Below are 13,303 nucleotides of genomic sequence, written 5' to 3'. Positions count from 1 at the left end.
CCTCCCCACCGATACACGGAGGTCGGGGATGCACATGAACAACGGGACTGACGGAAACGCCATGACAACCACGGCGCCCCGTGTCCGGGTCACGGCCGCGCGGTCGACCGAGCACGCAGCGTACCGCTCGACAGCACTCCCTGGCGGCCAGCAGCGCGCCCGTCACCGGAGGAAGGCTGCCGATGCATCCTGCGGCAACGACTCCGCGCACGGCCCTGCGCGACGACGAGGACGACGAAGGCCCTGGTCGGCGGCTCGTGCGAGCCTGTGACCAGGGCCTTGGTGCGTGGGCGATACTGGTATCGAACCAGTGACCTCTTCGGTGTGAACGAAGCGCTCTACCCCTGAGCTAATCGCCCGCGGCCTGGACGAGCCTAGACCATCATCAGAGCGGGCTCTGCAGCCAGGTCCAGTGCCCGAGGCCCACCAGCTTGGCCACGAGATACGGAGCGCCGAGCAGCCAGAGCGTCGCCAGGACGATGGCGCAGGTGAGCAGCCCGAGCAGGCACTTGACGACGATGCTCTGCCGTCCGACCCACTCCATCCAGCGGTCGTAGTGGTGCCGGGCGAAGCGCAGGACCCGGCCGGCCCAGGTGAACTCGGTGGCCAGGATGCCGAGGCCGGCGAACACGATCAGCCAGCCGGGGCCCGGGTACGGGATCGCGACGATGCCGGCGACGAGGACCAGTCCGCCGAGGACGCCGACGACGATGCGCCAGATCAGGTTGGCGCGCGGGTTGCCGCGCACGCGGGCGCGGAAGTGCCGCAGCCGCGTGCGGAGGGTGCGGTGCCGGGGCGGCGCGGTGGCGGTGGTCGGGCCCTCGGCGGGCGCCTTGTCAGCGGTGGCGGTCGACTGCTCGGCCGGTTCGCTCACGTTCCCACCTGTCCACTCGCGACGACTCGGGTCGGCGTGGCGGGCGCCGTCCGGCCCGGTTCGATCGACACCGCGAAACCGGCCAACGGGACCGCCGCCGTGGTCGAGGGTACGGAACTCACGGCCGGGGTCTGCTGGGTGACGTCGAAGGTCCCCAGCGGCCGCGGTGTCCCGTCGGCGAGGCCCCAGAGCACGTAGACCTCGTCGGCCCCGTTGGCGTCGAGCCCGCTGGTGAGGACGCGGGCGCCGCTGCCGTCGTCGACGACGAGCCCGACGAGCGTGCCGTCGGGCCTCGCCAGCGTCGCGTGCGTGACACCGGGGGTGCCCGCGTCCCGGAGCACGTCGACCACGGAGGCGTCGCGCTCGGCCTGGGCCGCCGCGGCGGCGGCGGCGTCGCGCTCGGTGCGCAGGGACTGGTTGGCCACCGCGAGGCCCCCGACCGCCGCGACGACCAGGGCCACCGCGGCCACCGCGAGCCAGCGGGAGGCCCGCCGCCGGGGCGAGAGCGGCACGACGGTCGCGTCCCGCTCCTCGGCGGCGGGCGCGGGCGCGGCGTCGGCAGCGGCCGGCTCCGCCGCCGGGGCCCCGGTCAGCTCGGGCAGATCGATGCCCTCGCCCGACGCCGCCGACTCGGCCGCCACGGCGTCGAGCAGCCGGCGACGCAGGTGGCGCGGCGGGGTGACCGGGACGACGGCCTCGGCGAGCTCGCCGAGCGTCTCCAGCGTCTCGTCGACCGTCTGCCGGCAGGTCGGGCAGGTCTCGAGGTGGGCGGCGAAGTCCGCTTCCTCGTCGTGGTCGAGGGTGTGCAGCGCCCAGCCCACCGCGAGGGCGTCGTGGGCGCCGGTGTGGGAGTCGGGGACGGCCCGGTCGCTCATCGTCCCTCCTCGTCCACCTCGACGTGCGGGCCCAGGAGGGCCCGCAGCTTCTGGGTCCCGGCGAACATCCGGGACTTCACCGTTCCCAGGGGTATCCCGACGAGGCTCGCCACCTCGCGCTGGGTGTAGCCGCCGAAGTACGCCAGGGCGAGCGCCTCGCGCTGGTCGGCCGGCAGCTGACCGAGCGCGTCACGCACCTTCCCGGCGACGACCGCCCCGAGGGCCGCCTGGTCGGCCCCCGGCCCGGGCGGGACGTTCCACTCCTCGCCGTCGGCGCTGGGCGGCACGGTCCGCTTGCGACGGGTCGCCTCGCGGCGCACCGCGTCGACGGCGCGGTGGTGCACGAGGGTCAGCAGCCAGCTCGAGACCGCGCCGCGGTCCGGGTCGAACCGTCCGGGGTCCCGCCACACCACGAGGAACGCTTCCTGCACCACGTCCTCCGCCAGCGACTCGTCGACGCAGATACGCCGGGCCAGGGAGTACGCGGGGCGCCCGAACCGGTCGTAGAGCTGCGCGAGGGCGTCCGCACTGCGCTCGCCGATCTGTTCGAGCAGTGTGGCATCGGTCACACCAGCTAGGCCGTCGTCGTCACGCTCCGGAGCCGCCTCTGGGACTCCTCGCGACGCTTCCGTCACTGGTCGACCCTCTCCTCGGGTGTGTATGGCCGGGTCAGACAGGCGTCAGGCTAGTGCTCCCGGGGCAGGCACGAACGCCCGGCCGGGGTGGGTGGTTCGTTACGGAACCGAACCGGGTAAGTCGCCCTGTGGTTGCCCGTCCGGTGTGATGCATGCGTGAGCCGGGTGAACCGCCGTCACAGGGTCGCTTGCCAGTCGTTTCCCCGAACGACAGCAGCGTGCGAAAGGCAGCCACATGCTCAACGACCACACGACGATCCGCTCGACGGCGGTCTTCGACCTCGTCGGTCCGCCGAACCCGCCCGTGCCCGTCCAGGTCGAGATGCGTTACGACACTCGCGACCCGTACGCCGTGCAGGCCGCGTTCCGCACCGGCCGCGCCGGATGGGTGGAGTGGGTGTTCTCGCGGGACCTCCTCACCGAGGGACTGCTCGGCGCCTCGGGCGCGGGAGACGTCCGCATCCGCCCCTCCGACGGTGATGCCGAGTCGATCGAGATCGAGCTCAGCTCCCCCTCGGGCCACGCCACCTTCCGCGCCGCGAGCCGTGAGGTGTCGGAGTTCCTCGCCCGCACCCACGAGATCGTCGCCCCGGGCGCCGAGGACGACTGGCTGGATCTGGAGCACGCGCTGGGCCTGCTGCTCTCGAGCGATCCGAGCTGACAGACCCCCCCGCGGGAAGCGGGGGCGCACGGTGCAGTAGTGTTCTCTTCGTCGGCAACGGCGGGTCGGAACCCCGAAACCCGCCGGCCACACGCGGACGTAGCGCAGCTGGTAGCGCATCACCTTGCCAAGGTGAGGGTCGCGGGTTCGAGTCCCGTCGTCCGCTCGGGAGGGCTCCTCGGCATCAACTTCTCCAGGGTGAGCCGGACGACCTCCGGATGCCTGGCGCAGTGGCCGAGTGGCTTAGGCAAGGGCCTGCAAAGCCCTGTACGCGGGTTCGATTCCCGCCTGCGCCTCGGGCGATTAGCTCAGTGGGAGAGCACTACCTTGACACGGTAGGGGTCACTGGTTCAATCCCAGTATCGCCCACCCCAGAAGCCCTGGTCAGCGACCTGGAATGGTCGACGGCCAGGGCTTTCTGCATGTCCTGGGCCGATTTCCGGGGAGGTCACCGTGACGGACGTGCCCGACGACGACCTGGGCGGCGACCCGGCCTGCTGGATGCACCGGGTCTGCGGCGAGTGCGGGCGGCTGGCCGACGAGGACCCACCCACGCGGTGCCCGTCCTGCGGCGCCCAGCTCGAGGCCGATTAGCTCGAGGCCGATTAGCTCGGGACGTGCCAGGGTTCCCTCAGGGAAGCTCGGTTCCTTCTCGATGTCCGATTCTCTAGAGTCACTCGACGTGACGATCGATGTGCCGCTCCCCCGGTCGGGCGACATGCGGAGCGAACGGCCCGCCACCGGGACCTCCGGTCTCGTCGCGCCCGGCACGCTCCGTGTCCTGCGCATGCTGGCGGCCCACCCCGAAGGTGTCGATCTCGCCGATCTGAGCGGCCACCTCGGGCGGTCGAGCACCCCGGTCGTCCAGGGACTGCTCGGGGCCGGCCACGTGGAGCGCACGGCCTCCGGCGGCTACCGCCTGCGGCCCGTCCCGACCGCGCCGCGGCGCGAGCTGCCCGAGATCCTCTCGGACGCCGTCAGCGATCTCTACCGGCGCACCCGCGCCTGGACCTACCTCGTCGAGTGGGCCGACGACGACCACATCGACGTCGTCGACATCCGCGGGCACCAGGGTCTGGGGCTCGTCCCCGAGCTGCCGCCGCGGGTCCCGCCGTCGATGGCGCACGCCCTGGCGGTCAGCAAGGTCCTCGTGGCGCACCGGCCGGGGCGCCGGGCCCGCCTCGACCCGCGCCGCTGGCGGGCCTACACCCCCGCGACGATCACCTCGCCCGACGCCTACGACGCCGAGCTCGCGCGCGTGCGGCGCGACGGGTTCGCGGTCGACCGCGAGGAGTACGCCACGGGCTTCGCGTGCGTGTGCGCCCCGATCGCCGACCCCGGCGGCCGGGTGAGCGCCGCGATCGCGGTGTCGCTGCCCGCCGCGCGCCTGCGCGACGAGCTCGATCGGCTCACGACCGACGTCACCGACGTCGCCCGCGTCGCCCACCGGGGCTGGTACCGGTAGCCGGCAGCGCGGAGATCAGCTCTCGTCGTACTTGTCCGCCGCCTTGTTGCGCTGCTCGGCGATCTCGAGCGCGTGCGCGGCGGTCTCCTTGTCGGGATAGGGACCGAGGCGATCGGCGGCGCGGCAGCCGTCCCACGGCTCCACCTGATGGTGCTTGAGGCAGAAGTACCACTCGTTCTCGTGGGCCACGGGTCCATGCTGGCACGGTTCGGCCTCGGGGAGGGGACGACGCGGCGGGGCGAGCGGGGCCAGGAGCCCCGTCGTGGGATCCACGAAGCGGGCGTGCAGGTCGCGCAGCCGCTCCTCCCCCACGCGCTCGCGCTCCGGACGGGCGGCGTCGCGGCGCACGCAGTCCTCGAGGTCGGCGACGACGTCCTCGACGTGCCACTCCGCCCCGCACTCCTCGGCCAGCGCCAGCCAGCTCCGCGCCACCGCCGCGCGCAGGTTCGTGGCGTCGACGACGACGTCGACCCCGTCCTGCAGCATGCCCTGCACGAGCCGGCGCTCCGCCGCGGAGATCACCCGCTCGACCGCGTCGACCGGGGCCGCGTAGTCGGGGTCGACCATGCTGCGCCGCAGGTCGTCGCGGTTGACCCGCACGATCCGCCCCGGTCGCCGCGAGGCCACCAGCGCCCGCGCCCAGGTCGTCTTGCCCGACGCCGGGAGCCCGCGGGTCAGGTAGAGGGTCGGCACACCGCGGGGCCCGTCAGGCGGCGCGGCTCGCCCGCGGGCGGGTCGCGGCGAGGATGAAGTCCGCGACGAGCGCGGGGTCGTCGCCCATCGGGACGTGCCCGCAGCCCGGCAGGACGTACACCGCGGCGTCGGGCAGGGCGCGGCGCAGCCGCCCGGACTGCCAGCGGGGCAGCAGCATGTCCCGCGAGCCCCAGCCGACCGTCGTCGGCACCGCCGAACGGGACGGCGCGACCCAGGTGTCGAAGTGGGCGAGCATCGTCGCGAACGACGAGCGGGGGTGGCTCAGGCCTCGCAGATCGGCGCCGACCTCCGCGGGGTCGATCCGCGACGGGTGGGCCAGCAGCAGGCCGAGCAGCGCGGTGCGCAGGATCGGCGTGGCGAGCATCTGCTCGAGCCGCTGCGAGGGGATCACGGCCAGCGCGGCGTGGGCTCCGCCGAGGATCGCGCGGGCGTACACCCGCTCGGCCCGCGACCAGAACCCCGCGGGCGAGAGCGCGGTCGCCGAGCGCACCGTGCCCCGCGCCGCGAGCTCGAGGGCGACCAGGCCGCCCATCGAGTTCCCGACGGCGTGGGGACGGTCGAGGCCGTGGGTGGCGCAGAACGCCTCGACCGCGTCGGCGAGCGGGGCGATGTCGCCGGCGTAGTCGCCGGGCAGGTCGGGCGAGTCGCCGTGGGAGGGCAGGTCGACCGCCCACAGCTCCCGCTCCTGCGCGAGCAGCGGCACCACGCGGTCCCAGCCCTGGCGCCGGTGCGTGATCCCGTGCAGGAGCAGCACGGGCTCCCCGGTCCCCGTGCGGGTGTGCGCGAGCTCCACGGCGCCTCAGTGCTCCCGCGGGTGGACGATCACCTTGCCGGTGACGCGCCGCTCGGCCAGCTCGTTGATCGCCGACGCGGCCTCGGCCAGCGGGTAGGTCGCGCTGATCGGCGGGGCGAGACGCCCCGCCGCGATGTCGTCGAGCATCGCGTCCCACTGCCGGCGCATGAAGCCCGGCCGCTTGGAGGCGTACGCCCCCCAGCCGGCACCGACGACCGAGATGTTGTTCAGCAGCAGCCGGTTGACCTTGACGGTGGGGATGTCGCCCGCGGTGAAGCCGACGACCGCGAGACGGCCGTCGTCGCCGAGCGAGCGCAGCGAGTCGGTGAACCGGTCGCCACCGACGGGGTCGACGACGACGTCGACGCCCGCGCCCCCGGTGATCTCCTTCGCGGCGTCCTTGAACCCCTCGACGAGCACCGCGTGGTCGGCCCCGGCGGCCCGGGCGACCTCGCCCTTGCCCTCGGAGGACACGACGGCGATCACCGTCGCCCCGCGCGCCTTGGCGAACTGGATGCAGGCGACGCCCACGCCACCGGCGGCGCCGTGCACGAGCACGGTCTCGCCCTCGGCGAGGTGGCAGCGGGTCTCGAGCACGAAGTGCGCGGTCAGGTAGTTCATCGGCAGGCCGGCGCCGATGTCGAACGACACCGCGTCGGGCAGCGGGAACACCAGCTCGGTCGAGGCGGCGACGGTCGTCGCGAACCCGCCGAGCACCGGCATCGCGGCCACACGGTCGCCGGCGGCGAAGCCGGAGCCGTCCGGCGGCTCGCGCACCGTGCCCGCGACCTCGCTGCCGAGCAGGAAGGGCAGGTCGGGCTTCATCTGGTACTCGCCGCGGGACAGCAGCAGGTCGGGGAAGACGACGCCGGCCGCCTCCACGTCGATGAGCACCTGGCCGTCGCCGACCGTGGGCTCGTCGACCTCGGCGACCTCCACCGCGTCCGGCCCGTCGAGCCGGACGACCTGTACCGCGCGCACCGCGACCTCCCGTTCCCGGCCGACCGGACCGTCAGCCGTGACGGTTCTACAGGAGCGCGGCGGGGATGTCAGGTGAAGCGGTAGACCGTGGTGCGGGTGGTCTCGCCGCCCTCGAGGTCGAGGGTCCCGACGACGTCGTAGCTCCCGAGCGCGCTCACGCGACGCCGCGGCAGGTACTCGCGGCCGGGGTCGCCGACGACGACGTCGACACCGGCCGCGACCGCCTCGTCGCAGAAGCGCTCGACGAGCCGGGCCATGGGCTGCTCGTAGAAGACGTCGCCGGCGAGCACGACGTCGACGTCGAGGGGCTCGTCGGCGTCCAGGACGTCGCCGACCACGTCGATCTCGACGTCGTTGGCCTGCGCGTTGAGCACGATCGCGGCGCGGGCCCGCGCGTCGGTGTCCGAGGCGACCGCGCCCGAGGCGCCGGCGCGCAGGGCGGCGATCGCGACCAGCCCCGACCCCGAGGCGAGGTCGAGCACCCGGCGGCCCCGGACGAGGTCGGGGTGATCGAGGACGTGGCGCGCGAGGGCCTGGCCGCCGACCCAGGCGAACGCCCAGAACGGCGGCGCCTCCTCGTCGATCGCCGACCACGTGCGGTGTATGTCCTCGGCGAGCAGCAGGGTGACCTCGGGGACGAGCGGAGGACGGCCGGGCGTCGTCCAGTTCCGGATGCCGTCACCGGCGGTCATCGTTGGCTCCGGAAAGTGACGCCGCGCAGACGCTGCGCAAGGGGCCGTGCTTTCCCTACCCTGAACGCCACGCCGACACAGGCGTCCCAGCCCCGGGCTTCACAGCCGCACCGCCGACCGACGCGCCGTCCGAGGAGGTCCTCATGACCGTTCCGCCCGGTGAGCCGGCCGACGAGGACGCCGTGCTGCTCTACGTCGGGGGTCCGCTCGACGGACGCGTCGAGGTGCGCGAGGCACGCCACGGCACCCCGCTGCCGACGGTGACGCACACCCACCTCCACGACGGGCCGAAGGTCGTCCACGTCTACGACCTGCATCCGCTCACCCCTTCCGCCGGCGTCTACCACCTGCGGCTCAGCGAGGTGCCGGCCGATCAGTCGCCCGCGGCGAGGTAGCCCAGGGCGCACAGCGTGCCCCACGCCCCCGCGACGCCGGCCGCCTTGGCTCGCGCGGTGGGCTCCGGCAGCGACGTACCGAGCAGCACCAGGTCGACGACGTCGGACCCGACCCGCACGGCCACGGCGGTGCGCAGCGCCTTGCCCGCCGGGGCGAGGGCCATCGCCAGCCCGCACGCGAGGTCGCGCCCGCCGAGGGCACGCACCCCGATCGCGGTGGCCGTCGGCAGCGGCGCCCCATCGGCCTGCAGCGCGGTGGGCTTCGTGAACAGCTCGGGGCGGGCGATGATCGCCACGCTGTAGCCGGCGGTGGCCACGCCGAGCAGGCGGGGGAACCAGGTCAGGTCGCGGGAACGTCGCGAGCGGGAGGAGGGCATGGCGTCGTGTACCCCTCGTCGATCATCGGCACCCGCCGATGAGTTCCGGGCGCGGCGTCCGTCTCCTCCACGAACGTCCCCACGCCGCCGTCCGCAACCACCCCCGGAGGACACCCGTGCCCACCCTCACCGCCGCCCTCGACGTCCCCGGTGCCCGGCTCCACCACGAGGTCCGGGGCGACGGCCCGCTCGTGGTGCTGCTCGGCACACCCATGGGCGCCGACGCCTTCGCGGGCCTCGCCGAGCTGCTCGCCGTCGACCACACGGTGCTCACCACCGACACCCGCGGGATCGGGCGCAGCCCGGTCGACGACCCCGACGCCACCCCGACGCTGGCCACGCGGGCGGACGACGTCGCGGCCCTCGTCCGGCACGTCGACCCCGACGGGGCGCGCGGACCGGTCACCGTCCTGGGCTCCAGTGGCGGTGCCGTGACCGCCCTGGCGCTGGCGCAGGGCCATCCCGACCTCGTCGACACCGTCGTCGCCCACGAACCGCCCCTGGTCGAGCTCCTCCCCGACCGCGACGACCGCCACGCCGGCGAGGACGTCGTCATCGAGCGCTGGTTCGCGGGCGACCACCTGGGCTCCTGGCGGGCGTTCCTCGCCAACGCGGCCATCGAGATGCCCGAGGAGATGATCCAGATGGTCTTCGGCAGCGAGCCCGACCCGGCCGCCCAGGCCGACGGCGACTACCAGAACGCCCACCTCCTGCGGCCGACGACGCACTTCCGGCCGGACATCGACGCCCTGCGCGCCGGGCGGACGCGGATCGTCGTGGGCATCGGCCGGGACTCCGCCGGCCAGCTCTGCGACCGGAGCTCCCGCGCCCTGGCCGACGCGCTGGGCCTCGAGCCGACGCTGTTCCCCGGCGACCACATCGGCTTCGCCGAGGACGCGGTGGCCTTCGAGCCCGTGCTGCGGTCGGTCCTGCCGGGGTCGCGCTAGCGCTGGGACTCGTCGGCGGACGGGAGCCGCAGCATCAGGCGCAGGGCCCGGCTGAAGAGGTCGGCCCGCACGGCGTCCTCGCCGAGGACGCGCCGCAGCCGGATGAGCCCGTGGTAGAGCGCGGCCGCGACGACGACGAACTCGTCGTCCCGGACGGCATCGCGCACCGCCGGGTCGAGGTTCTCCCAGTCGCGGGAGAGCACGTCGGTGGCGAACCGGGCCAGGCGCACCTCGTGCTCCGCGAGACGGTCGGCGAACTCGGGGTGGCGCACGGCGTAGAGCCAGACCTCGGCGTCGAGCAGGGCCTCCTCGCGCGAGTCGGCGACGTCGGAGACGAGGCGGTCGAGCGCGGCGAAGGTCTCCCCCGGGTCGCCCGAGACGATCGTGGACTTCAGGTCGACCGCCACCGAGGTCTGGTCCTCGACCAGCGCGGTGAACAGCGCTTCCTTGCTCGCGAAGTGCACGTAGACCGACCCGACCGACACACCGGCCGTCTTCGCGATCTCCTCGACCGACGCCGGGCCGTACCCGCGTTCGGCGAACACCCGGCGCGCGGCCTCGAGGAGCGCCTCCCGGGTCCGGGCCTTGGTCGCTGCGCGTCGCCCGAGGGGTGCCGCAGCCGCCACCTCGCCACCCTCGGTCACGTGCCGCGTTCCTCCTCGCCCCACGGCCGGCCCCCTGGTCGCCATCCCGCGGTGACGGATCGTAACCCGGCCACCGTCCGCCGAGTGGGGGTGCGATCGCGGACAATGGACCGGTGACCACCTCGACGGCGCTCCTGCCCGCCCCCGGCGCGGATCCCGACGATCTCTACGAGGGGTTCGCGGGCTGGGCCTCCGAGCGCGGGCTCGACCTCTACCCGGCCCAGTCCGAGGCGCTGATCGAGCTGGTCTCGGGATCGAACGTGATCCTCTCCACGCCCACCGGTTCGGGGAAGTCGCTGGTGGCGCTCGGCGCCCACGTCACCGCGATGTCCCGTGGCGAGCGCAGCGTCTACACGGCGCCGATCAAGGCGCTGGTCTCGGAGAAGTTCTTCGCCCTCGGCGCCCAGCTCGGCTACGCCAACGTCGGGATGCTCACCGGCGACGCAGCCGTGAACCCGGAGGCGCCGGTCATCTGCTGCACCGCCGAGGTGCTGGCGAACTGGGCGCTGCGCGAGGGACCCGGCGCCGAGGTCGGCCAGGTCGTCATGGACGAGTTCCACTACTACGCGGACCCGGAGCGCGGCTGGGCCTGGCAGGTCCCGATCCTCGAGCTGCCGCAGGCGCAGTTCCTGCTGATGTCGGCGACGCTCGGCGACGTCTCGTTCTTCGCCGAGGACCTGACGCGGCGCACGGGGCGCGAGACCGCGGTCGTGGCGCACACCGAACGTCCCGTCCCGCTGTCCTTCCGCTACGCGCGCACGCCGCTGCACGAGACGATCACCGAGCTCCTCGCCGGGCAGCAGGCGCCGGTCTACGTCGTGCACACCACCCAGGCCGCGGCGATCGAGCAGGCGCAGGCCCTGATGAGCCTCAACGTCTCCTCGAAGGCCGAGAAAGAGCGGATCGCCGAGCTCATCGGCGCGTTCCGCTTCACCGCCGGGTTCGGCAAGACGCTCTCGCGGCTGGTGCGCCACGGCATCGGCGTGCACCACGCCGGGATGCTGCCGAAGTACCGGCGCCTCGTGGAGACGCTCGCCCAGGCCGGGCTGCTCAAGCTCATCTGCGGCACCGACACCCTCGGCGTCGGGATCAACGTCCCGATCCGCACCGTGCTCTTCACCGCGCTGACCAAGTTCGACGGCCAGCGGGTGCGCCACCTACGGGCCCGCGAGTTCCACCAGGTGGCCGGGCGCGCGGGACGGGCGGGGCACGACGTCGCCGGCTACGTCGTCGTCCAGGCCCCCGAGCACGAGGTGGAGAACGCCAAGCGGCTCGCGAAGGCCGGCGACGACGTCAAGAAGCAGCGGCGCGTCGTGCGGGTGAAGCCGCCCGAGGGGTTCGTCTCGTGGTCGGAGAAGACCCTCGAGAAGCTCATCGAGGCGCAGCCCGAGGCGCTGACCAGCCAGTTCCGGGTGTCGACGGCGATGCTCCTGCAGGTCGCCTCCCGGCCCGGGGACTTCTTCGCCGCGATGCGCCACCTGCTGGAGGACAACCACGCCGACCGCCCCACCCAGCGCCGCCTGATCCTGCGGGCGATCGCGCTGTTCCGCGGACTGCTCGAGGCCGACGTCGTGGAGCGCCTGCCCGAGCCCGACGCGTCCGGGCGGACCGTGCGGCTCGTCGACGACCTCCAGGTCGACTTCGCGCTCAACCAGCCGCTCTCGCCGTTCGCGCTCGCCGCGTTCGACCTGCTCGACCGGGAGTCGCCGACCTACGCGCTCGACATGGTCTCGGTGGTCGAGTCGACCCTCGACGACCCGAAGCAGATCCTCCGCGCCCAGGAGAACTCCGCCCGGGGCGAGGCCGTGCAGGCGATGAAGGCCGAGGGCATCGAGTACGAGGAGCGCATGGAGCTCCTCGAGGACGTCACCTGGCCCAAGCCGCTGGCCGAGCTCCTCGGTGCCGCCTACGAGTCCTACCGCACGGGCCACCCCTGGGTCGCCGACCACGAGCTCTCGCCGAAGTCGGTGGTGCGCGACCTCTACGAGCGCGCCATGAACTTCACCGAGTACGTCTCGTACTACAAGATCGCCCGGTCCGAGGGTCTCGTCCTGCGCTACCTCACCGACGCCTACCGCGCGCTGCGCCAGACGATCCCCGAGGCCGCTCGCACCGAGGACATCGACGACCTCGTGGCCTGGCTCGGCGAGCTCGTGCGCCAGACCGACTCGTCGCTGCTCGACGAGTGGGAGAACCTGGCCAACCCGAGTGAGCTCGACGCCGCCGGCGACGACGCGCGCCCCGTCGACCAGGGCCCGCCGCCGGTGACCCGCAACGAGCGCGCGTTCCGCGTCCTCGTCCGCAACGAGATGTTCCGACGCGTGGAGCTCTTCGCCCGGCGCTCCCCCGCCGACCTGGCGGCGCTCGAGGACGACGGTCCCTCCCTCGACCGGTGGGCCGATGCGATGGAGGCCTACTTCGCCGAGTACCCGACCCTCGGCTCCGGCCCCGACGCACGCGGCCCGGCGTTCTACCGCGTCACCGTGCAGGGGCGCACCTGGCACGTGCGCCAGGTCCTCGACGACCCCGAGGGCGACCACGACTGGGCGATCACCGCCGAGGTCGACCTCGACGCCTCCGACGAGCTCGGCGCGGCCGCCGTGCACGTCACGGCCGTGGGGCCGATGTCGACGGTGTAGTCAGCGGGCCCACCACGGCGTCGGGCTCCCGGCCTCGCGGGCCCGGCGACGGTCGGCGAGCAGCCGACGCTCGATGGTCGCGTCGGCCATCGCCCGAGCGCGCCCGAAGACGACGGTCGCGAGCCCGGCGACGGCCGTCGCGGCGACCGCGTGCTTCCGGCCGTGCAGCGCCTGGTTCCCCACCATCTCGCGCAGGGAGCGCCGCAACGCCCGGCGCTGCGCGTCGAGGACGGCGTCGCGGGCCGGGTGCGGCCGGACCTCCACCTCGATCTCCTGCTCGTGGTCCGGCGAGGACAACCGGGCGACGTGCCCGGCCTCCTCGAGCCGGCGCAGCATCTTGGCGACTGCACTGCGTGTGAGGCCCAGGCGCTCGCCGAGGCGCCCGCTGCTCATCGAGCCGTGCCGCCGGCACACCTCGAGGCACAGCACCTCGCCCGGCGACAGCCCCAGGGTCCGGGCCACCTCGTCGCGGTACCACTGCAGGGCCGGACCGAGGTCGTCGAGGAGCAGCGTGACGAGCTCGTCCGTCGCGTCCTCCTCCTCGGCCGCCCGACCCACGCCGTCCAGCGTCGCCGACCCGCCGTCGCTCCGGGGTCGGTTCCGACGAAGAC

General features: G+C 73.8%; 16 protein-coding genes and 4 tRNA genes. 9 read left to right on the top strand and 11 right to left on the bottom strand.

Annotated elements, in window-relative coordinates; translation table 11 throughout:
- Positions 1-287: 287 nt before the first annotated feature.
- The 4 genes from PH191_RS23580 to PH191_RS23565 form a co-directional block, all read right to left on the bottom strand.
- Positions 288-359 (bottom strand) — tRNA-Val (locus PH191_RS23580).
- Between the two features lie 26 nt (positions 360-385).
- Positions 386-874: a TIGR02611 family protein gene (locus tag PH191_RS23575; RefSeq protein WP_274197071.1), complete on the bottom strand. Its 489-nt coding sequence runs from the start codon at positions 872-874 to the stop codon at positions 386-388.
- A complete protein-coding gene (locus PH191_RS23570; protein ID WP_274197070.1) occupies positions 871-1,749 on the bottom strand; it encodes an anti-sigma factor in 879 nt (292 codons plus the stop codon). Before PH191_RS23570 ends, PH191_RS23575 begins: the two co-directional genes overlap by 4 nt.
- The gene (locus PH191_RS23565) at positions 1,746-2,318 is read right to left on the bottom strand and encodes an RNA polymerase sigma factor (protein WP_274197069.1); all 573 of its coding nucleotides are present in this window, start codon (positions 2,316-2,318) and stop codon (positions 1,746-1,748) included. The genes PH191_RS23570 and PH191_RS23565 overlap by 4 nt, the downstream gene beginning before the upstream one ends.
- 301 nt (positions 2,319-2,619) lie before the next feature.
- Here PH191_RS23565 and PH191_RS23560 point away from each other — a divergent pair, with 301 nt between their 5' ends.
- The 6 genes from PH191_RS23560 to PH191_RS23535 all read left to right on the top strand — a co-directional run bounded on the left by PH191_RS23560 (position 2,620) and on the right by PH191_RS23535 (position 4,510).
- Positions 2,620-3,045 carry an SsgA family sporulation/cell division regulator gene (locus PH191_RS23560; RefSeq protein ID WP_274197068.1) on the top strand — a complete coding sequence of 142 codons (426 nt, stop codon included), beginning with the start codon at positions 2,620-2,622 and terminating at the stop codon, positions 3,043-3,045.
- Between the two features lie 93 nt (positions 3,046-3,138).
- Positions 3,139-3,211, top strand: a tRNA-Gly gene (locus PH191_RS23555).
- Between the two features lie 58 nt (positions 3,212-3,269).
- Positions 3,270-3,341: transfer RNA gene (locus tag PH191_RS23550), tRNA-Cys, on the top strand.
- 1 nt (position 3,342) lies between these two features.
- Positions 3,343-3,414: transfer RNA gene (locus PH191_RS23545), tRNA-Val, on the top strand.
- An 84-nt stretch (positions 3,415-3,498) separates the two neighbouring features.
- Positions 3,499-3,639 (top strand): hypothetical protein, encoded by a 141-nt coding sequence (locus PH191_RS23540; protein WP_274197067.1) that lies wholly within the window; start codon positions 3,499-3,501, stop codon positions 3,637-3,639.
- Between the two features lie 88 nt (positions 3,640-3,727).
- Entirely contained in the window at positions 3,728-4,510 is a 783-nt protein-coding gene (locus PH191_RS23535) for an IclR family transcriptional regulator (protein ID WP_274197066.1), read from the top strand.
- A 15-nt stretch (positions 4,511-4,525) separates the two neighbouring features.
- Here PH191_RS23535 and PH191_RS29995 read toward each other — a convergent pair whose 3' ends face one another.
- The 4 genes from PH191_RS29995 to PH191_RS23515 form a co-directional block, all read right to left on the bottom strand.
- Complete coding sequence (locus tag PH191_RS29995) at positions 4,526-5,203, bottom strand: AAA family ATPase (protein WP_337994091.1); 678 nt, start codon at positions 5,201-5,203, stop codon at positions 4,526-4,528.
- Positions 5,204-5,216: 13 nt separating this feature from the next.
- Positions 5,217-6,017 (bottom strand): alpha/beta fold hydrolase, encoded by an 801-nt coding sequence (locus PH191_RS23525; RefSeq protein ID WP_274197065.1) that lies wholly within the window; start codon positions 6,015-6,017, stop codon positions 5,217-5,219.
- A 6-nt stretch (positions 6,018-6,023) separates the two neighbouring features.
- Positions 6,024-6,998: an NADPH:quinone oxidoreductase family protein gene (locus PH191_RS23520; RefSeq protein ID WP_274197064.1), complete on the bottom strand. Its 975-nt coding sequence runs from the start codon at positions 6,996-6,998 to the stop codon at positions 6,024-6,026.
- A 68-nt stretch (positions 6,999-7,066) separates the two neighbouring features.
- Positions 7,067-7,690 (bottom strand): class I SAM-dependent methyltransferase, encoded by a 624-nt coding sequence (locus tag PH191_RS23515; RefSeq protein ID WP_274197063.1) that lies wholly within the window; start codon positions 7,688-7,690, stop codon positions 7,067-7,069.
- A gap of 143 nt (positions 7,691-7,833) precedes the next feature.
- Between PH191_RS23515 and PH191_RS23510 the strand changes: the two genes are divergently transcribed.
- Positions 7,834-8,085, top strand: coding sequence for a hypothetical protein (locus PH191_RS23510; protein ID WP_274197062.1), 252 nt, complete (start codon positions 7,834-7,836; stop codon positions 8,083-8,085).
- On the opposite strand, the gene PH191_RS23505 is transcribed toward PH191_RS23510, so the two are convergent.
- A complete protein-coding gene (locus PH191_RS23505) occupies positions 8,064-8,462 on the bottom strand; it encodes a hypothetical protein (protein ID WP_274197061.1) in 399 nt (132 codons plus the stop codon). The two genes, PH191_RS23510 and PH191_RS23505, sit on opposite strands and share 22 nt — an antisense overlap.
- 116 nt (positions 8,463-8,578) lie before the next feature.
- On the opposite strand from PH191_RS23505, the gene PH191_RS23500 reads away from it, so the two are divergent.
- A complete protein-coding gene (locus tag PH191_RS23500; protein ID WP_274197060.1) occupies positions 8,579-9,409 on the top strand; it encodes an alpha/beta fold hydrolase in 831 nt (276 codons plus the stop codon).
- Here PH191_RS23500 and PH191_RS23495 read toward each other — a convergent pair.
- A complete protein-coding gene (locus PH191_RS23495) occupies positions 9,406-10,053 on the bottom strand; it encodes a TetR/AcrR family transcriptional regulator (RefSeq protein ID WP_274197059.1) in 648 nt (215 codons plus the stop codon). The two genes, PH191_RS23500 and PH191_RS23495, sit on opposite strands and share 4 nt — an antisense overlap.
- 113 nt (positions 10,054-10,166) lie before the next feature.
- Here PH191_RS23495 and PH191_RS23490 point away from each other — a divergent pair, with 113 nt between their 5' ends.
- A complete protein-coding gene (locus tag PH191_RS23490) occupies positions 10,167-12,692 on the top strand; it encodes a DEAD/DEAH box helicase (RefSeq protein ID WP_274197058.1) in 2,526 nt (841 codons plus the stop codon).
- Here PH191_RS23490 and PH191_RS23485 read toward each other — a convergent pair whose 3' ends face one another.
- Entirely contained in the window at positions 12,693-13,250 is a 558-nt protein-coding gene (locus tag PH191_RS23485; protein WP_274197057.1) for a MarR family transcriptional regulator, read from the bottom strand.
- Positions 13,251-13,303: the final 53 nt, after the last annotated feature.

Source organism: Actinomycetospora callitridis (genome assembly GCF_028737265.1).
Classification (GTDB): Bacteria; Actinomycetota; Actinomycetes; order Mycobacteriales; family Pseudonocardiaceae; genus Actinomycetospora; species Actinomycetospora callitridis.
This window is presented reverse-complemented; position numbering and strand designations above follow the sequence as displayed.

Coding starts and splice junctions, on each gene's coding strand:
- PH191_RS23570 (WP_274197070.1), bottom strand. CDS start 1,749: ATGAGCGACCGGGCCGTCCCCGACTCCCACACCGGCGCCCACGACGCC.
- PH191_RS23505 (WP_274197061.1), bottom strand. CDS start 8,462: ATGCCCTCCTCCCGCTCGCGACGTTCCCGCGACCTGACCTGGTTCCCC.
- PH191_RS23510 (WP_274197062.1), top strand. CDS start 7,834: ATGACCGTTCCGCCCGGTGAGCCGGCCGACGAGGACGCCGTGCTGCTC.
- PH191_RS23515 (WP_274197063.1), bottom strand. CDS start 7,690: ATGACCGCCGGTGACGGCATCCGGAACTGGACGACGCCCGGCCGTCCT.
- PH191_RS23560 (WP_274197068.1), top strand. CDS start 2,620: ATGCTCAACGACCACACGACGATCCGCTCGACGGCGGTCTTCGACCTC.